Origin of the sequence: Amycolatopsis sp. NPDC051903, from assembly GCF_044452505.1 — a bacterium.
Taxonomy (GTDB): domain Bacteria; phylum Actinomycetota; class Actinomycetes; order Mycobacteriales; family Pseudonocardiaceae; genus Amycolatopsis.
In genome coordinates this window covers 20,458-38,229 of record NZ_JBITBT010000017.1, presented here as the reverse complement: position 1 = coordinate 38,229, position 17,772 = coordinate 20,458, and the positions used below count along the sequence as shown (strand labels likewise).

The window sequence follows — 17,772 nt, the reverse complement described above, 5'->3', positions numbered from 1 at the left end:
GGAGCGTGAAAAACGCGCCGGGGAACGGGGTTCCCGGGCGCGTTTCCACGGTGGCGACCGGGAAACCGCTCCGGTTCGAGTCAGCGGCCCCTCGCGGCCTTGCCGCCGACCTTCGGCTTCGCCTTCTTTTCCCGCACCCGCACGTTCACCCGGACGGGGCTGCCCTCGAAGCCGAACCGCTCGCGGAACTTGCGCTCGATGAACCGACGGTAACCGGCTTCGAGGAAACCGGTGGTGAACAGCACCAGCGTCGGCGGGCGGATGCCGGCCTGCGTGGCGAAGAGCACCTTCGGCTGCTTGCCGCCGCGCACCGGCGGCGGGGTCGCCGCGATGAGGTCGGAGAGCCACCCGTTGAGCTGACCGGTGGGCACGCGCTGGTCCCACGACTTCAGCGCGGTGCGCAGCGCGGGCGCGAGCTTGCGCACGGAACGGCCGGTGAGCGCGGAGATGTTCACCTTCTCCGCCCACGGCACGCGGACCAGACCACGGTCGAGCTCGCGCACCATCGCGTGGCGGCGGTCCTCGTCCACCAGGTCCCACTTGTTGAAGGCCAGCACGCACGCGCGGCCCGCTTCGACGACCATCGTCAGCACGCGCAGGTCCTGTTCGGACAGCGGCTCGGCGGCGTCGAGCAGCACGATCGCGACCTCGGCCGCGTCGATCGCCGTCTTGGTGCGCAGGGAGGCGTAGTACTCCGCTCCGTTGGCGGAGTTCACGCGCTTGCGCAGGCCCGCCGTGTCCACGAACCGCCAGACCTCGCCGTCGAGCTCCACCAGCGAGTCGACCGGGTCGACGGTGGTGCCGGCGACCGCGTCGACCACCGAGCGCTGCTCGCCCGACAGTTTGTTGAGCAGGCTCGACTTGCCCACGTTGGGCTTGCCGACGAGCGCGACGCGCCGCGGGCCGGCCGTCACGGTGCCGCTCTCGCGCGGCGCCGAGGGCAGGGCCTCGATGATCGCGTCGAGCAGGTCGCCCGAGCTGCGGCCGTGCAGCGCGCTGACCGGGTGCGGTTCCCCGAGCCCGAGCGACCACAGCGAAGCGGTGTCGGCCAGCAGCCGGTCGTCGTCCACCTTGTTCGCGGCGAGCAGCACCGGCTTCTTCGAGCGCCGCAGCACGCGGGCCACGGCCTCGTCGGTGGCGGTGGCGCCCACGGTCGCGTCGATCACGAGCAGCACGGCGTCGGCCGTCTGCATCGCCATCTCGGCCTGCGCGGCGACGGCGGCCTGCAGGCCCGTCGCGTCGGGCTCCCAGCCGCCGGTGTCGACCAGCGTGAACCGCCGGCCGCCCCAGTACGCGTCGTAGGCGACGCGGTCACGCGTCACGCCCGGCACGTCCTGCACCACGGCCTCTCGCCGGCCCAGGATGCGGTTGACCAGCGTGGACTTGCCCACGTTGGGCCGGCCGACCACGGCCAGCACCGGCTGCGCGAGGTTCGCCTCCTCGGCGGCGCCTTCGGCCTCGATCTGCGCGTCGAGCGCGGCGAACTCGGTCTCGTCGGACCAGGTGCCGTCGATTTCCCCGGCACCTTCGAACCCGGCGTCCGTGCCGCCGTCAAACCCTGTCATCGTGTTCCCACTCCACCTACGGCGAGCCGAGTCCGTTCCCGGCGCGCCAATCGTCCAAAGTCTTCACGAGCCCCGCGAGCCGCAGCCGCAGCTCCTCGGTGCCCTCTTCCAGGCCGGTGCGGCCCGGGCCGACCTTCGGCGTGAACGGCTCCCCCGTGAGGATGTCCACGCGCGGGCGCCAGCGCCGCTTCCCGCCCGCGGGCTTCAACGTGCCCCGCGTCGCGACCGGCAGCACGGTCGCCCCGGAGGCCCGCACGAGCCAGGCCGCGCCCTTCTCGGCCGCGCCGACGTCACCCGCGCCCCGCGTGCCCTCGGGGAAGATGCCGACGACCCCGCCGGCCTTGAGCACGCCGACCGCCGTGATCAGCGGCGTGCGGTCGATCTCACCCCGTTTGACCGGGATCTGGCCGATCGCCCGCAGGAACCGCCCCGCCGCGCCCTTGAACATCTCGGCCTTGACGAGGAACGCCGAACGCCGCGGCAGCATTCCGAAGATCAGCTGCGGCTCGATCATGGAGCTGTGGTTGGCGATCACCACGACCGGGCCGGTGGCGGGCATCCGCTCGCGGTTGTGCACGCGGATCCGGAACGCCGAGCGCAGATGGTACCGGGCGAAGATGCGCCCGGCGTCGTGCAGGAGGCCGATCGCGCCCTCGGGCAGCGCGCCTCCGGTCACGGCGCCACCTCGACCGCGGCGTCGGCGGGGCAGTCGTCGAGCAGGCCGCGACGGCAGGCGAGCTCGGACAGGGCGACGATCACCTGGTCGATGGTCAGCTCGGACGTGTCGACCGGCACGGCGTCCTCGGCCGCGCGCAGCGGCGACGCCGAGCGCGTGGAGTCGAGGCGGTCGCGGCGCTCGACGGACTCGCGCGCGGCCTCGACGGTGACCTCGCGCCCGGCGGCGGTGTCCTGGCCGCTGCGCCGCGCGGCGCGCACGTCGGCCGAAGCGGTGAGGTAGACCTTGAGCGGCGACTCGGGCGCCACGACGGTGCCGATGTCACGCCCTTCCACCACGATCCCGCCGGTGTCGGCGAGCACATCGGCGATGATCCGGCGCTGGCGCGCCACGAGCAGCTCGCGCACCTGCGGCACCGCGGAGACCGCGGAGACGGCTTGCGTGACCTCGGGCCCGCGGATTTCGGCGGCCACGTCTTCGTCCTCGAGCCGCACGTCGGGGCGCTCGGGGCTGGTACCGATGGTGAAGTGCACGTCATGCGCGAGGTGGCCGACCGCGTCGGTGTCGGCCGGGTCGGTACCCGACCGCAGCACCGCGAGCGTCACGAGCCGGTACATCGCACCGGTGTCGAGGTAACCCGCGCCGAGCCGGTCGGCGAGCTTGCGCGCGACCGTGGTCTTGCCGGTTCCCGACGGGCCGTCCAGCGCGACCACACCACGTAGGGCTCCCGTCACCGAAACTCTCCTCGCGTCGTCCTCTGCGTTGATCGGCGTTCATTCTGCCCGTCGCCCGCCCTGGCCGGTCAGGCGGCTCGGGTGCGGTCGGCCCCCGAAGCGCGCGACGAGCAGCGCGAGGCGATCCGCGCGCCGTCCCGGTTTCGATTCCAGCAGCACTAGACAATCTAGCGTCGCTAGATTAGCTTTGTCAGTGTTCCTAGCGATGCTAGTTCTCTGGAGGACTCATGATCGTCACCGCCTACGTCATCGCCGGCATCGTCGCCGTCGGCATCGTGTACATCGGGCTGACCTACCTGCTCGCCCCGGCGAAGAGCGCCGCCACCTTCGGCCTCGCCACGATCCCCACCGGCACCACGGCGTTCTTCGAGATCAAGGGCGTCCGCGACATCGGGGCCGGCTTGGCGGCGGGCGCGGCGATGCTGATCGGCGGACCGCACGTGCTCGGCTGGATCCTGCTCGCCGAGGCCTTCATCCCCATCGGCGACATGCTGATCATCCTGCGGCACAAGGGAAACCGGGCGCTCGCGTTCGGCGTGCACGGCGCCACGGCGGCCGTGGTGATCGCCGCGACCCTCCTGCTCGAGCTCGCCTGAGCCTGGCGAAACGGACAATGGGTTACCGTGGCCGGTGTGAACGTCGAAGTGACCCCCTTGCCCGGAATCGGTGTCCGCAAGGACTTCGCCACCCGTGCGGGACGGCGCATCGGCGTCGTGACGCAGCGGGACGGCAAGATCGAGCTGATCGTCTCCAAGTCCGACGACCCCGACGCCTGCCTGGCCTCCCTGCCGCTCTCCGCGGACGAAGCGGGTGCGCTCGCGAACCTCCTCGGTGCGCCGCAACTGGTCGCGCAGCTCACCGAGGAACACCGCGAACTGCCGGGCATCCACACCCGCCAGCTGCCGATCGCCGAGGACGGCCTGTTCGACGGCCGCACGCTCGGCGACACGGCGATGCGCACCCGCACCGGTGTGTCGGTGGTCGCGGTGGCGCGGGCGGGGCAGGTGCACCCGTCCCCCACGCCGGACTTCACCTTCACCGCCGGCGACCTGCTCGTCGCGGTCGGGACGTCCGAAGGTCTGGACGCCGCCGCCAAGATCCTCAAACAAGGCTGATGGACCACACCGCGCTGTCCCTGATCGAACTGGGCGGGGTCTTCTTCGTGCTGGGCGTGCTGGGCAGGCTCGCCGGCCGGATCGGCCTCTCCCCCATCCCGCTCTACCTGCTCGGCGGCCTGTGCTTCGGCTCCGGCGGCGTGATCCCGCTCGCCGACATCGGCGACTTCACGCACCTGGCCAGCGAGATCGGCGTCGTGCTGCTGCTCCTGCTGCTGGGGCTCGAGTACTCGGCGGCGGAACTGTTCACGGGCCTGCGCCGCTCGTGGACGGCCGGGCTCGTCGACATCGTGCTCAACGCACTGCCCGGCGCGGCCGTCGCACTGCTGCTGGGCTGGGGCCCGATCGGCGCGATCGTGATGGCGGGGGTCACCTACATCTCGTCGTCCGGGATCATCGCCAAGGTCCTCGGCGACCTCGGCCGGCTGGGCAACCGGGAAACGCCCGTCGTGCTGTCGATCCTGGTGTTCGAAGACCTGGTGATGGCGCTCTACCTGCCGATCCTCACCGCGATCCTCGGCGGCGTCAGCTTCCTCGGCGGACTCGAGGCCGTGGGCATCTCGCTGCTGGTGATCACCGTGGTCCTCGTGATCGCCCTGAAGTTCGGCCGCTACGTCTCCGCGCTCGTCGACAGCGACGACCGCGAGGTGTTCCTGCTCAAGATCCTCGGCGCGGCGCTGCTCGTCGCGGGCATCGCTTCGGCACTGCAGGTCTCGGCCGCCGTCGGGGCGTTCCTGCTCGGCATCGCCGTGTCCGGCTCCACCGCCCACAACGCGACGCGCTTGCTCGAACCCTTGCGCGATCTGTTCGCGGCCGTGTTCTTCGTGGTGTTCGGGCTCAACACGAACCCGGCGTCCATCCCGCCGGTGCTCGGGTGGGCCGTCGCGCTCGCCGTGCTCACCACGCTCTCCAAGGTCGGCACCGGCTGGTGGGCCGCGCGAAGACAAGGGATCGGCAGGCTCGGCCGCGCCCGCGCCGGCGCGGCCCTGGTGGCGCGCGGCGAGTTCTCGATCGTCATCGCCGGCCTCGCCGTCACCGCCGGCGCGGTCGACGGCGAACTGGCCGCGCTGGCGACCGCGTACGTGCTGCTGATGGCGATCCTCGGGCCCACCGCCGCGCGCATCGTGGAGCCGATCGCCAAGGCGCTGCAACGGAAACCGCGCGAACAGCCGAGCGAAGCCCCGGCGTGAGGCGGGTGGGCGCCCCGGCGCGCGGGACGCCCACCCGGCCGGTCACCGCAGGTCGAGCCGCGGGTCGTTGCGGACCGAGGTGACCGCGGTGCCCGGCAGGGCCGCGCCCGGGCCCGCGGGTGCGGTGCCCGCGAGCGGCACCCGCACCGACGTTTTCGCCAGATCCACCGTCAGCTTCGGCGCCTTCGCCGGGCCCGTGATGAAGTCGCCGTCCGTGCCGCCGATGATCAGGGCCAGCGCGTGGCCCGCGGGGACCACGTGGTCGGTGCTCGCGAGGCGGAACGTCATCGAGTACGCCTTGCCGGGCGTCAGCGGCGACTCCTTGCTCAGCGACCGGTAGTTCGCGAGGTCGGCCCAGCCGCGGCTGATCACCGTGTAGCCGACGTTCGCGGTGTCCGCGCTGGTGACCTTGTAGCAGGCGTCGTCACCGGGGGCGTTCGATCCCCAGCAGGTCTCCGCGGTGCCGGTCTTGATGCCTTCGCCACCGGCGGAGTAGTTGCGGATCGTGGCGGGACCGTAGTCCACGAGCATCGCCGACAGGCGCGCCGACGACGTGCTCGGCGTGGCCGTCACGGTGATCGACGAAGTCCCGGAAACCTGCAGTGGCGCGGAAAGCGTGCCGGTGCTGTAGAGCACGCGGTTGGCCGACGCCGCCGCCGGGTTCGCCGCCCACGCGTCCTCGCCGAGCTTCGGGTCGTCGGTGAACGAGGCCGTGCCGGACGACGCGGCCGTGGTCAGCGTGCCGACGCCGGCCACCGAGCCCGCGTGCGGGCGCAGCGTCGTCGCGGCCGCACCCGCCGCCGGGTACGAGGACTGGTCGGCCCACTGGTCCGGCTGCCGCTCGACCGTCGCCATCGGCTGCTTCTCGATGCCGTTGTCGAGGCCCATGAGGTAGTGGTCGAACCACTGGTGCAGCGTGTCGACCCACTCGGCGCGGCGGTAGTCGAACGGGTCGACGTGCCCGGTCTGCGCCAGCCAGATCTTGCGCTGCACCCCGGCTTTCGCGAGCGCGTCCCACCACTGGCCGAAGTTGATCGTCTTGACGTTGAGGTCGTTCACGCCGTGCGAGACGAACACGCTCGCGTGCACGTTCTTCGCCTGCGCCGCGTAGTCGCGCTCCGCCCAGAACGGGCCGTAGTCGCCGTTCGCGGTGGCACCCTTCGCGAGCTTCGCGTTCTCCGCCGAGCAGTCCTGGCCGCCGTTGCGCGTCTCCACGGTCCGCGCCAGCCCGTCGGGGTCGAAGCCGAACGACGCGCCGTCGGAGCGGTAGTAGTCGTACCACGAGCTGATCGCCGAGATCGGGACGATCGTCTTCAGCCCGGCGACGCCGGTGGCGGCCACGCCGTTGGCGATCGTGCCGTCGTAGGACTTGCCGATCATGCCGACGCCGCCGTCGCTCCAGCTCGCGGTGACCTTGCTGCCCCCGGACTTCGCGCTGTAGCCCGTGGCGCGGCCGTTCAGCCAGTCGACGACCTTCTTGGCCGACTGCACGTCGGACGCGCCGCCGACGTCGACGCAACCGGTGGACCGGTTGGTGCCGGCGAGGTCCACGAGCACGACCGCGTAGCCGCGGGGCACGAAGTAGTTGTCGTAGAACAGCGGGAACCCGACCGGGCGGCCCTGCTGGTCGTAGGTCTTGAACTCGCTCTCGTTGCCGCGCCCCAGTGATGAGTAGTACGGGCTCGCGTCCATGATCACGGGGATCTTGCGGCCCTGCGCCGCCGGTTCCGCCGGCCGCACGATGTCCGCGGCGACGCGGTCGGGTTTGCCGTCGCCGTCACCGTCGCGGCCGACGTCCACCCACACCGTTTCGCGGACCGCTCCGGCGAAGTCGTACACCGGCTCGGTGCCGGCGGGGCTCGCGGCCGCCTGTTGCACCGGCACCACGAGCCCCGCGGCGACGACCGCCGCCGCGCAGAGCCCTCTGAGCACACGCATTCCAGTCCTCCAGCGCAATCGGATGTCGATCAAGCTAGGAGGACGCGGACGCGCGGCACCAGGGCGGAAAGTGGGGACCGGAGCGGGAAACCCCCGAACGGATCAGAGTTCGACGTTGCGGTACAGCGCGCCGACCTCACCGCGGTTGAGGCGGCGGATCGTGCCGGGGCGCTGGTTGCCGAGCTGCACGTCGCCGACCGCGGTGCGCACGAGCTTGCGCACCGGGTGCCCGGTGGACGCCATCAGGCGGCGCACGATGTGCTTGCGGCCCTCGTGGATCACGAGCTCGATCATGCTCTTGCCGGAGTGCATGTCCTTCACGCGGAACTGGTCGACCTTGACGATGCCGTCGGGCAGCTCCCAGCCGGCCCGCAGCTCCTTGCCGAGACCGCGCGGCACGAGACCCTCGACCTCCGCGAAATAGGTCTTGAGCACGCGGTAGGACGGGTGCATGAGCCGGTGGCCGAGGTCGCCGTCGTTGGTGAGCAGCAGCAGGCCCTCGGTGTTCTCGTCGAGCCGGCCGACGTGGACGACGCCGGGCGTCTCCTCCCAACGGCCGCGCAGGTAGTCGCCGACGCACGGGCGGCCGCGGTCGTCCGACATCGTCGAGTGGACGCCCTTGGGCTTGTTGAAGGCGAGGTACACGAGGTCGTCGCGCAGGTTCACGCGCGTGCCGTCGACGTGGATCACCGACTCGAGCGGGTCGACGCGCCGGCCGAGTTCGGTGACGACCTCGCCGTTCACCTCCACCCGGCCGGCCACGATCAGGTCCTCGGCCGCGCGCCGCGACGCGACGCCGGCCTGCGAGAGGACCTTCTGCAGCCGGACGCCGTCGGGGTGCTCGCTAGATGTCATCGATGGTGTCCACTTCGGGTAGCAGCGGAGCGATCGGGGGCAGGTCGTTCAGCGACGACAGCCCCAGTCGCTCCAGGAACAGCTCGGTCGTCACGTACAGCGTGCCCGTCGTCTCCGGGTCGGTGCCCATCTCCTCGATGAGGCCGCGGGCCAGCAGAGTCCGGATCACGCCGTCGACGTTGACCCCGCGCACCGCGGCGACCCTGGCCCGGGTCACCGGCTGCCGGTACGCGATCACGGCGAGGCTCTCCAGCGCGGCCCGGGTCAGCTTCGACCGCTGGCCGTCGAGCAGGAGCTTCTCCACGAACGGGGCGTACGTGTCCCTAGTGTAGAACCGCCACCCCTCCCCGACTCGCCGCAGGTCGATCCCGCTGGCGCGCTCGGTGAACTTCTGCGCCATGGTCCGCAGCGCGACGGTGACGCGGGCCACCGGCTGCTCCACCGTCTCCGCCAGCGTCTGCTCGCTCGCCGGCGAATCGACGACGAGCAGGAGCGCTTCGAGGGCGGCTTCGAGCGCTTCGTCGGAGGTGACGTCAGGCAGATCACTGACGTCCCCGGCCGCGACGAGGTCGGATTCGGGGTCGTGGCCCGGCTCCTGAGGCTCCGGGGGTTCCGGGGACCGCGGCTGCTCGGCGTCGGCGGCTCCGGTGTCCGCGGCTCCGTCCGTCCCGGCATCGGCCGCCGCAGGCTCCGGCGATTCCGGCGAAGGCGGCTGCTCGGCTTCGGCAGCTCCGGCATCCGCGGTCTCCGACGTCCCGGCATCGGCCGCCGCAGGCTCCGGCGATGCCGGTTGCCCGGCATCCGCTGCGCCGGTGTCAGCGGCCTGCGGCTGTTCCGCCTCCGTCGCCTCGGCATCGGACGCCGGCTGCTCCCCGTCCGCCGGTTCGCTGCTCGACTCGTCCGGCTGCTCGGCTTCAACGGCTCCGCTTTCCGAGGGTTCCGGCTGGCCGTCCTCCACGGGTTCGCTACTCGACTCGTCCGGCTGCGCGGCCTCCACGGAATCGCTGCCCGACGGGTCCGCCCGCCCGGCGTCGACAGGTCCGCTGTCCGCCAGCTCCGGCTGTCCGGCTTCCACGGATTCGCTGTCCGCGGTCGCGGACGGCTCGGCATTCGCGGCCGCGGCGGGCGAAGTCCCGGGCGCCTCGGCACTCGGTTCCTCAGCCGCTTCCGGTTCGGTGCTCGCGGGCTCGTCCTCACCGGCAGCCGCATCCGTGACCTCCGGAACCTCGGCAGCCACCGCTTCGTCCGGCGCCCCGTCCTCGGCCTCGAGCGCCGGAGCGGCCGGGTTCATCTCGCGGTCGAGGTCGATCGCCTCCACGCCGGCGTGGTCGTCTTCGGTGCTCACCCGTACTCCTCCTCTTCGGCCGCCACGCGGTCGTGGGCCGCGGCGGCCGAGGCCTCTTCGACGCTGCCGCCGGTCCAGCGGACGTGCAGCTCGGCCAGCGCCTCCTCCTGGTCGAACTGCACCGACGACTCGCGGTACAGCTCCAGCAGCGCCAGGAAGCGCGCGACGATCTCCACGGTGTGCTCGCAGTCGACCACGAGCTCCTTGAACGTGGCCTGCCCCGATTCCGCGAGCTTCACCCGCAGCAGGGCCGCGTGCTCGCGCACGGACACCCGGCCCATGTGCAGGTGCGCGATCGACACGGTCGGCGGCGGCTTCGGCCGGAACACGGCCACCGCGATCTCCGCGAAGCGCTGCGGCGTGACACCCAGCATCACCTCGGGCAGCAGGCCGACGAAGCGCTCCTCGAGCGCCACCGACCGCGGGTAGCGCCGCAGCGCACCCTGCTCCAGTTCGCCGAACAGAGCGGCCACCTGCTTGTACGCGCGGTACTGCAGCACGCGCGCGAAGAGCAGGTCGCGGGCCTCGAGCAGCGCGAGGTCGTCCTCGTTCTCGACCTCGGCCGCCGGCAGCAGCCGGGCGGCCTTGAGGTCGAGCAGGGTCGCCGCGATGACCAGGAACTCCGTGGTCTCGTCGAGGTTCCAGTCCGTCCCGAGCGCGCGCGTGTACGCGATGAAGTCGTCGGTGACCTGGTGCAGGGCGACCTCGGTGACGTCGAGCTGGTGCTGCGAGATGAGCTGCAGCAGCAGGTCGAACGGACCCTCGAAGTTCTTCAGGCGCACCTTGAACTTCGAGGTGCTCAGCTCTTCGGCGTAGCCCTCGGGGATCGTCCCGCCGTGCACCGTTTCGTGCGCGACGGGCACCTCGGGGTCCGGGGCCGTGGGTTCCGGCTCCGGCTGGTCGGCCGATGCCGGTTCGTCCATCAGCCCTCGGATCCGCCTTCGTCTTCGGTCGCCCGCAATCGCTGGACCAGCACGGAGTCGTCGCCGCGCTGGTCGAAGTCGGCGATCAGCACCGCCACGGCCTCGCGGACCAGGCGGCCGCGGTCGACCACGAGGTCGTGCTTCGCCCGCAGGTTCAGCCGGGTCTGTTCCATGGCGAGGAGTTCGTCGCCCGAGACGTACACGGTGATCTTCGCGTCGTGCTTCGTGCGGCCGGACCCGCTGGGCGCCGCGGCGCGGCTCAGCTGGTCGGCGTCCGCCCGCTTCTTCGGCGGGAGCGGCTCGGCCGGCGCGGGTGCCGCCGGGCGGTCGAGTGCCGTGCTGGTGGGGCTGGAGGTGAGACGGAAGAGCTCCGACGCTCCGGGCAGGGAAGCGCGCCTGCTCACCGAGCGATCACCTCGCGGGCCAGCGCGCGATAGGCTGCCGCGCCGGCCGACTTGGGGGCCCAGGTCGTGATCGGCTCACCCGCGACAGTCGTCTCGGGGAACCGCACGGTGCGGTTGATCACCGTGTCGAACACGGTGTCGCCGAATGCCTCCACCACGCGAGCCATGACCTCCTTCGAGTGCAGGGTTCTCGGGTCGTACATCGTGGCGAGAATCCCCGTGATGTCCAGTTTGGGGTTGAGGCGTTCCTGCACCTTCTCGATCGTGTCGATCAGGAGCGCGACGCCTCGCAGACTGAAGAACTCGCACTCCAGGGGGATGATCACACCGTCCGCGGCGGTCAATGCGTTCACCGTCAACAGGCCGAGCGAGGGCTGGCAGTCGACAAGAACATAGTCGTAGTCGTTCAGCACTGGACGAAGGACCCGTAACAACGTGTGTTCGCGCCCTACCTCTGCGACGAGCTGGACCTCCGCGGCGGACAGGTCGATGTTGCTCGGCAGCAGGTCAACGCCGTCGACGCGGGTTTTGCGCAGCACGTCCTCGATGCCGACGGACCGCTCCATGATGACGTTGTAGACCGTCTGGTCCAGCTCGTGCGGCTGGATGCCCAGGCCCACGGACAGCGCGCCCTGCGGGTCGAAGTCGACCAGCAGCACCCGGCGCCCGCACTCGGCGAGCGCCGCGCCCAGGTTGATCGTCGACGTGGTCTTGCCGACGCCGCCCTTCTGGTTGCACATCGCGAGCACCTGGGCCGGCCCGTGGTGGTCCAGCGGCGGCGGTTCCGGGATGTCGCGCAGCGGCCGGCCCGTCGGCCCGATGCCGCTCTCCTCGCGTTCCTTGGCCCGCGCCCGTGCTCTCTCGGCCCGGCTGGGCCGCGCGCCGTCGGAGGGCTCGTCGCCGTCGTGGTCGGCGGGCGTGGCGATCGTCGCCTGGGAGAGGCTCGCCGCGGCCGACCCGGCGGACGCGGCCGGACGCTCCGGCTGGTTCGGTGTCGGTGTCGACATAGCGGGAAAGCTCCTTGTTCGGCGAGGTCCCCGGCAGCCTATGCGCGGAGTCGGAGCCCCGGCAAAGCGCCGCGCCGGGAGGGGTTCGCCGAGTCACCACGGCCGGGGGAACGCGTTCGGGCGTTCAGCCCAGGGCGCGCGGGTGCGCGGTGGCGTAGACCTCCCGCAGCGTGTTCACCGTGACGAGCGTGTACACCTGGGTCGTCGTCACCGAGGCGTGGCCGAGCAGCTCCTGCACGACGCGGACGTCCGCGCCGCCTTCCAGGAGGTGGGTGGCGAAGGAGTGGCGGAGGGTGTGGGGCGAGACGTCGGCCGTGATGCCCGCGCGTTCGGCGGTGTCCTTGAGGACCTGCCACGCGCTCTGGCGCGACAGGCGGCTGCCGCGGGCGTTGAGGAACATCGCCGAAGTGCCGCGGCCGTGCGCGGCGAGCACCGGGCGCGCCCGCACGAGGTAGGCGTGCAGCGCCTCCACGGCGGGCCGGCCGATGGGCACGAGGCGCTGCTTGCCGCCCTTGCCGTCGAGCAGCACGGTGCGCTCGGTGTCGTCGACGTCGTCCACGTCGAGGCCGACGGCTTCGGAGATGCGGGCGCCCGTGGAGTAGAGGAGCTCGAGCAGCGCCCGGTCGCGCAGGGGCCGCTCGCCGTCGGGCGGCGGGGTTTCCAGGAGCTTCAGCACGTCGGTCACGGGCAGCGCCTTCGGCAGCCGCTTCGCCGCGGCCGGCGGCCGGACCTCGCGCGCGGGATCGTGCTCGGTGAGTCCGTCGGCGTGCGCGAACTTGTGCAGCCCGCGCACGGCGACCAGCGCCCGCGCGGCCGAGGACGCAGCCAGCGGCCGGTGCTCCGCGTCGCCTTCGCGCAGCGCGGCGCCGAACGACGTGACGTGCGCCGGCGTCACGGCCGGGAACTCGGTGACACCCGCCGCCTCGAGGTGGGCGGCGTAGCGGCGCAGATCGCGGGCGTAGCTGTCGAGGGTGTTGCGGGCGGTGCCGCGCTCGACCACGAGGTGGTCGAGGTACGCGGCGATCACGTCCACCACCGCGGTCCTGCCCGTGCCCGTCACGGGGCACACTCTAGGCCTGCCGGGCGTCCGCGCCCGCCGACGCGCGGCAGGCGCGGACGACGGGCCTCAGTCCTCGGCGCGCCGCTGCGCGAACCGGGTCGGCCGGTCGCGCCACGGCGCGTCGGCCGGGCGCGTCTTCGCCGCCCCGGTGAGCACGGCGTGGGCGGCCAGCACCCCGGACACGGTGGCGCCGTTGACCAGTTCGCCCGCAAGCGCCATCTCGACGGCGTCGGCGAGCGGGAACTTCTTGACGACGAGGTCGGCCTCTTCCTCGCCGAGCACCTCGCGGTCCACTTCGGACAGATCGCGCGCGAGGAACACGCGCACGACCTCGTCGGTGAAGCCGGGCGAGGCGGCGACGTCCACGAGCGTCGCCCACTCGCCCGCCGCCAGCCCGACCTCCTCCACCAGCTCGCGCTTCGCCGCGTCGACGGGGTCCTCCCCCGGCTTGTCGATCAGGCCGGCCGGCAGCTCCCACAGCCGGTGCCCCAGCGGGTGCCGGTACTGGTGGACGAGCGTGACGGCGTCCTCGGCGTCGAGCGAGAGGATCGCCACGGCGCCGAGGTGCTCGACGACCTCGCGGGCGGCCGTCTCGCCGCCGGGCATCACCACGTCGTCGACCCGCAGGCCGACGACGCGTCCGATGTGGACGACGCGCGAGCCGGCGACGGTGAACTCGTGCTTGCCGGGCTCGCTCACCGGGCCGCCACGGGCGCTTCGGCGAGTTCCACCGGCAGCCGCTCGGCGACCTTGCGGTCCACCACGGCCTTCACGAACGCGCTGAAGAGCGGGTGCGGCCGGGTCGGGCGGCTCTTGAGCTCGGGGTGCGCCTGCGTGCCGACGAAGAACGGGTGCACGTCGGCGGGCAGCTCCACGAACTCGACCAGCCGGTCGTCGGGCGAGGTACCCGAGAACACCAGGCCGGCTTCGGAGAGCTGCTTGCGGTAGGTGTTGTTCACCTCGTAGCGGTGGCGGTGGCGCTCGGACACCTCGGTGGTCCCGTACGCCTTCGCGACCTGCGAGCCGGGCTTGAGCTTCGCCGGGTACGCGCCGAGGCGCATCGTGCCGCCCATGTCGCGTTCGCCGGCGACGACGTCGCGCTGGTCGGCCATCGTGGAGATCACCGGGTGCTTCGTGTCCTCGTCGAACTCGGCCGAGTTCGCGTCCTCGATGCCCGCCAGGTGCCGTGCGCCCTCGATGACCATGCACTGCAGGCCCAGGCACAGGCCCAGCAGCGGCACGCCGCGCGTGCGGGCGTACTCGATGGCGCCGACCTTGCCCTCGATGCCGCGGATGCCGAACCCGCCGGGGATCAGCACACCGTCCACATCGGACAGCACGGACGCGGCGCCCGACGCGGTCTGCGCGTCGTCGGAGGCCACCCACACGATCTCGACCTTGGCGCGGTGGGCGAACCCCCCCGCGCGCAGGGCCTCGGTCACCGACAGGTACGCGTCCGGCAGGTCGATGTACTTGCCGACCACGGCGACGCGCACGATCTCGCTCGGGTTGTGCACGCGGTCGAGCAGGTCGCCCCACACCGTCCAGTCGACGTCGCGGAACGGCAGGCCGAGCCGGCGCACCACGTACGCGTCGAGCGCCTCGCCGTGCAGCACCTTCGGGATGTCGTAGATGGAGCGCGCGTCCGGGCACGCGATGACGGCCTCGGAGTCGACGTCGCACATCAGGCCGATCTTGCGCTTGAGGTCCTCCGGCAGCTCCCGGTCGGCGCGGCAGACCAGCGCGTCGGGCTGGATACCGATGTTGCGCAGCGCGGCGACCGAGTGCTGCGTCGGCTTGGTCTTGAGCTCGCCCGACGGCGCGAGGTAGGGCACGAGCGACACGTGCAGGAAGAAGCAGTGGTCCCGCCCGACGTCGTGGCGCACCTGGCGGCACGCCTCGAGGAACGGCAGCGACTCGATGTCGCCGACCGTGCCGCCGACCTCGGTGATCACCACGTCCGGTGCGTTCCCGTGCTCGTCGGGACCGGCCGCGGCGGTGATGCGCGACTTGATCTCGTCGGTGATGTGCGGAATCACTTGCACGGTGTCGCCGAGGTACTCGCCGCGCCGTTCCTTGGCGATGACCTCCGAGTAGACCTGACCGGTCGTGACGTTGGCCTTGCCGTCGAGATCCCGGTCGAGGAACCGCTCGTAGTGCCCGATGTCCAGGTCGGTCTCGGCGCCGTCGTCGGTGACGAACACCTCGCCGTGCTGGAACGGGTTCATCGTCCCGGGGTCGACGTTCAGGTAGGGGTCGAGCTTCTGCATCGTGACGCGAAGCCCGCGTGCGGTAAGGAGCTGACCGAGGCTGGAGGCCGTGAGTCCCTTACCCAGAGAGGAGGCGACGCCTCCGGTGACAAAGACAAACTTGGTAGCCCGCGACTGATGTCCCACGGGCCGCCAGCATATCGCACGCGCGCGGATCCGCTCGCTCACGCCCGTACCCGGCGCGGCGGGCTGACGCGGACGGCCACGCTAGGCTTCGGTCCGTGACGGAAGCGCACCACGCCGAGAGAGCTGACCACTGGGCCGCGCCGGTAGCGGCGGCGGCGCTGGACGCGCGGGTGCGCGTGCCGGGCTCGAAGTCGATCACGAACCGCGCCTACGTGCTGGCGGCGCTCGCGAGCGCGCCGACGCGGGTGCGCGTGCCGCTCGACTCCCGCGACACCCGCCTGATGCTCGGCGCGCTGGCGTCGCTGGGCGGGCGGTCCGAGGAGACGGCCGACGGTTTCCTCGTGCACCCGCTCGGCTCGACCGGCAGCAGCCACCGCGAGCCGGTCGAGGTCGTGCTCGGCAACGCCGGCACGGTCGCGCGCTTCACGCCCGCGCTGGCCGCGCTGGGCGAAGGCCCGGTGCTCTTCGACGGTGACGAGGCCATCCGCCGCCGGCCGATCGGCCCGCTGCTGGCCGCGCTGCGCCGCCTCGGGGTGCGCATCGACGACGGTGCCGGACCTGGTCGCGGGGCGCCGCCCTTCACCGTCCACGGCGACGGTGGCGTGCGCGGCGGCGCGGTGGACCTCGATTCGTCGGCGTCGAGCCAGTTCCTGTCGGCCCTGCTGCTGGCCGGGCCCGCGTTCGACCGCGGCGTGACGGTCCGCCTCGTCGGCGACGCGCCGCCGAGCGAACCGCACATCGCGATGACGCTGGACATGCTGCGCCGCTTCGGCGCGACCGTCGAGCGCGAGGGCGCGGAGTTCCACGTCGCGCCCTCGAAGCTGTCGTGCCCCGAGTACGTGGTGGAGCCGGACCTGTCGACGGCCGCGCCGTTCGTCGCCGCGGCGGTCGCCGCGGGCGGCACGGTGCGCGTCGCGGGCTGGCCTCGCACCACCACGCAGCCCGGCGACTGGCTGCGCAGCCTCCTGCCCGCGCTCGGCGCCACGGTCGAGCTGGACGACGACGGCCTCGCCGTGACCGGCGGCCCGCGCATCCCGGGGGTCGAGCTCGATCTGCACGAGGTCGGCGAGCTGACCCCGGTGATCGCGGCTCTGCTCTGCTTCGCCGACGGCTCGTCGGTCATCTCCGGCGTCGCGCACCTGCGCGGCCACGAGACCGACCGCATCACCGCACTGGCCACCGAGCTGTCCGCGCTGGGCGCCGACGTCGCCGAAACCGACGACGGCCTGCGCATCACCCCGGCCCCGCTGCACGGCGGCGTGTTCCACACCTACGACGACCACCGCCTGGTCATGGCCGCCGCGGTGCTGGCCCTGCGCGTGGAAGGGGTCCGCGTCGAAAACCCCGCCACGGTCGGCAAGACCTTCCCCGGGTTCGTCGACACGTGGTCCGGGATGCTCGGCTCAGGCCGGTAACCGCCCGACCTCGCCGGCGACGACCCCGGACTCGGTGACCGGCACGAGGTACCCGGACCGGGCCGCCACGACGGGCGGCCGCGTACGACGCCGCGGGCGGCGTTGGCAGGGTGGTGCGCCAGGCGGCGCGCTCGGCGCGGAGCGCGTGCGCAGCTCCGGGGCGTGAAAAACTCGCTCGCAGCAGGTGGTCGCGCACGTCGGCCGGGACGGCACGCCGCGTCGGCCGGCGGAGGCCCTTCGGCGGGCCCGCCGTGGCGAGGTCAGGCGCAGGAGCCGCGCTCCAGCCGCGGAACGCGGGCGGAACACCACGCCCGAAGCCTTGTCTCGTGTGGCTACCCGCCGCGGGTTCACCCGGGGTGGGCCAATCCCCGTCCCGCGAGTCGGAGCGACCGTTCCTCAACCGAACAGGGCCTCCAGCGTCACGCGGCGGTTCACGCGCACGTGCTCCGCCGCGTACTCCCGCGCTCGCGCGGCGTCACCCGACGCGATGGCCTCCACGAGCCGGTGGTGCTCCTCGTGCAGATCGGACCAGTGCTCGTTCTGGCTGGTCAGCCAGCGCAGCCGCCCTTCGAGCGGGGCCAGCAGCGTGGTGAGCAGGGTGTTGCCGGCGATGGCGACGATCTCGTCGTGGAAGCGGCTGTTCAGCACCGTCGTCCGCGCGGCATCGCCTCGGGCGGCGGCCCGCGCCGCGTCGGCCAGCAGCCGCTCCAGGCGGCGCAGGTCGGATTGACCCGCCCGCGTCGCCGCGAGCCCGGCGGCCAGGCTCTCCAGCGACTCGCGGACGTCGAACAGCTCCTCGACGTCGACCCGCGCGAGCGTCCGCACGACCACGCGGCGCGGCGACTCCACGACCACGAACCCCTCGGCTTCGAGGCTGCGGATCGCCTCGCGCACGGGCACGCGCGACACCCCGAGCCCGTCGGCGAGTTCCCGTTCGACCAGCCGGTCGCCGGGCCGCAGGCGCCCGGACAGGATCCGCTCGCGCAGCTCGTCGAGCACCCGCCGGCGCGTCGCCGCGAGTGGGGCCCGATCCTCCGTCGTGGTCACGCAGTGCCTCCTGCCGGCCTCCCCGTCGACCGCAGTTTATCGGCGGAGGGTTGACGGCGGTGGATCTCGGCGCGATATTTGGGATACCAATTTTGGGATACC

Annotated in this window: 17 protein-coding genes; 4 read left to right on the top strand and 13 right to left on the bottom strand. The window is 72.3% G+C overall.

Translation table 11 applies throughout. From position 1 onward, the window contains the following. Positions 1-80: 80 nt before the first annotated feature. Genes der through cmk form a run of 3 tightly spaced genes read right to left on the bottom strand, consistent with a single transcriptional unit; the run spans position 81 to position 2,954 of the window. Positions 81-1,565, bottom strand: a complete 1,485-nt coding sequence (gene der / locus ACIA77_RS29745; protein ID WP_395889297.1) for a ribosome biogenesis GTPase Der — start codon at positions 1,563-1,565, stop codon at positions 81-83. Between the two features lie 16 nt (positions 1,566-1,581). Next, positions 1,582-2,241, bottom strand: coding sequence for a lysophospholipid acyltransferase family protein (locus tag ACIA77_RS29740; RefSeq protein ID WP_395889296.1), 660 nt, complete (start codon positions 2,239-2,241; stop codon positions 1,582-1,584). After that, positions 2,238-2,954 (bottom strand): (d)CMP kinase, encoded by a 717-nt coding sequence (gene cmk, locus ACIA77_RS29735; RefSeq protein WP_395889394.1) that lies wholly within the window; start codon positions 2,952-2,954, stop codon positions 2,238-2,240. The genes ACIA77_RS29740 and cmk overlap by 4 nt, the downstream gene beginning before the upstream one ends. 248 nt (positions 2,955-3,202) lie before the next feature. Here cmk and ACIA77_RS29730 point away from each other — a divergent pair, with 248 nt between their 5' ends. The 3 genes from ACIA77_RS29730 to ACIA77_RS29720 are packed head-to-tail and all read left to right on the top strand — an operon-like array spanning position 3,203 to position 5,280. Further along, positions 3,203-3,571 (top strand): DUF4267 domain-containing protein, encoded by a 369-nt coding sequence (locus ACIA77_RS29730; RefSeq protein WP_395889295.1) that lies wholly within the window; start codon positions 3,203-3,205, stop codon positions 3,569-3,571. 36 nt (positions 3,572-3,607) lie between these two features. Further along, on the top strand, positions 3,608-4,090 hold the full coding sequence (locus ACIA77_RS29725; RefSeq protein WP_395889294.1) for a cation:proton antiporter regulatory subunit: 483 nt from the start codon (positions 3,608-3,610) through the stop codon (positions 4,088-4,090). Beyond that, a complete protein-coding gene (locus tag ACIA77_RS29720; RefSeq protein WP_395889293.1) occupies positions 4,090-5,280 on the top strand; it encodes a cation:proton antiporter in 1,191 nt (396 codons plus the stop codon). Before ACIA77_RS29725 ends, ACIA77_RS29720 begins: the two co-directional genes overlap by 1 nt. Positions 5,281-5,322: 42 nt before the next feature. On the opposite strand, the gene ACIA77_RS29715 is transcribed toward ACIA77_RS29720, so the two are convergent. The 9 genes from ACIA77_RS29715 to ACIA77_RS29675 form a co-directional block, all read right to left on the bottom strand. Next, positions 5,323-7,218, bottom strand: a complete 1,896-nt coding sequence (locus tag ACIA77_RS29715; protein ID WP_395889292.1) for a Xaa-Pro dipeptidyl-peptidase — start codon at positions 7,216-7,218, stop codon at positions 5,323-5,325. Positions 7,219-7,320: 102 nt separating this feature from the next. Further along, entirely contained in the window at positions 7,321-8,073 is a 753-nt protein-coding gene (locus tag ACIA77_RS29710) for a pseudouridine synthase (RefSeq protein ID WP_395889291.1), read from the bottom strand. Beyond that, the gene (gene scpB / locus ACIA77_RS29705; protein WP_395889393.1) at positions 8,063-9,070 is read right to left on the bottom strand and encodes an SMC-Scp complex subunit ScpB; all 1,008 of its coding nucleotides are present in this window, start codon (positions 9,068-9,070) and stop codon (positions 8,063-8,065) included. Before scpB ends, ACIA77_RS29710 begins: the two co-directional genes overlap by 11 nt. Positions 9,071-9,414: 344 nt before the next feature. Next, positions 9,415-10,341, bottom strand: a complete 927-nt coding sequence (locus ACIA77_RS29700; protein ID WP_395889290.1) for a segregation and condensation protein A — start codon at positions 10,339-10,341, stop codon at positions 9,415-9,417. Beyond that, positions 10,341-10,745: a cobyrinic acid a,c-diamide synthase gene (locus ACIA77_RS29695; protein WP_395889289.1), complete on the bottom strand. Its 405-nt coding sequence runs from the start codon at positions 10,743-10,745 to the stop codon at positions 10,341-10,343. The genes ACIA77_RS29700 and ACIA77_RS29695 overlap by 1 nt, the downstream gene beginning before the upstream one ends. After that, positions 10,742-11,752, bottom strand: coding sequence for a ParA family protein (locus ACIA77_RS29690; protein ID WP_395889288.1), 1,011 nt, complete (start codon positions 11,750-11,752; stop codon positions 10,742-10,744). The genes ACIA77_RS29695 and ACIA77_RS29690 overlap by 4 nt, the downstream gene beginning before the upstream one ends. A 124-nt stretch (positions 11,753-11,876) precedes the next feature. Beyond that, positions 11,877-12,779: a site-specific tyrosine recombinase XerD gene (xerD, locus tag ACIA77_RS29685; RefSeq protein ID WP_395889392.1), complete on the bottom strand. Its 903-nt coding sequence runs from the start codon at positions 12,777-12,779 to the stop codon at positions 11,877-11,879. 99 nt (positions 12,780-12,878) lie between these two features. Further along, on the bottom strand, positions 12,879-13,511 hold the full coding sequence (locus ACIA77_RS29680) for an NUDIX domain-containing protein (protein WP_395889287.1): 633 nt from the start codon (positions 13,509-13,511) through the stop codon (positions 12,879-12,881). Further along, positions 13,508-15,208, bottom strand: a complete 1,701-nt coding sequence (locus ACIA77_RS29675) for a CTP synthase (RefSeq protein WP_395889286.1) — start codon at positions 15,206-15,208, stop codon at positions 13,508-13,510. Before ACIA77_RS29675 ends, ACIA77_RS29680 begins: the two co-directional genes overlap by 4 nt. 95 nt (positions 15,209-15,303) lie before the next feature. Between ACIA77_RS29675 and aroA the strand changes: the two genes are divergently transcribed. Further along, positions 15,304-16,623 carry a 3-phosphoshikimate 1-carboxyvinyltransferase gene (gene aroA, locus ACIA77_RS29670; RefSeq protein WP_395889285.1) on the top strand — a complete coding sequence of 440 codons (1,320 nt, stop codon included), beginning with the start codon at positions 15,304-15,306 and terminating at the stop codon, positions 16,621-16,623. A gap of 396 nt (positions 16,624-17,019) precedes the next feature. Here the strand turns inward: aroA and ACIA77_RS29665 are convergent, their stop codons facing one another. Beyond that, a complete protein-coding gene (locus ACIA77_RS29665; protein WP_395889284.1) occupies positions 17,020-17,670 on the bottom strand; it encodes a GntR family transcriptional regulator in 651 nt (216 codons plus the stop codon). Positions 17,671-17,772: the final 102 nt, after the last annotated feature.

What these genes read in the sequence shown, in the direction of transcription:
- ACIA77_RS29690 (WP_395889288.1), bottom strand. Translation starts at nt 11,752, where the DNA reads ATGTCGACACCGACACCGAACCAGCCGGAGCGTCCGGCCGCGTCCGCC.
- ACIA77_RS29700 (WP_395889290.1), bottom strand. Translation starts at nt 10,341, where the DNA reads ATGGACGAACCGGCATCGGCCGACCAGCCGGAGCCGGAACCCACGGCC.
- ACIA77_RS29730 (WP_395889295.1), top strand. Translation starts at nt 3,203, where the DNA reads ATGATCGTCACCGCCTACGTCATCGCCGGCATCGTCGCCGTCGGCATC.
- ACIA77_RS29710 (WP_395889291.1), bottom strand. Translation starts at nt 8,073, where the DNA reads ATGACATCTAGCGAGCACCCCGACGGCGTCCGGCTGCAGAAGGTCCTC.
- ACIA77_RS29720 (WP_395889293.1), top strand. Translation starts at nt 4,090, where the DNA reads ATGGACCACACCGCGCTGTCCCTGATCGAACTGGGCGGGGTCTTCTTC.
- ACIA77_RS29715 (WP_395889292.1), bottom strand. Translation starts at nt 7,218, where the DNA reads ATGCGTGTGCTCAGAGGGCTCTGCGCGGCGGCGGTCGTCGCCGCGGGG.
- der (WP_395889297.1), bottom strand. Translation starts at nt 1,565, where the DNA reads ATGACAGGGTTTGACGGCGGCACGGACGCCGGGTTCGAAGGTGCCGGG.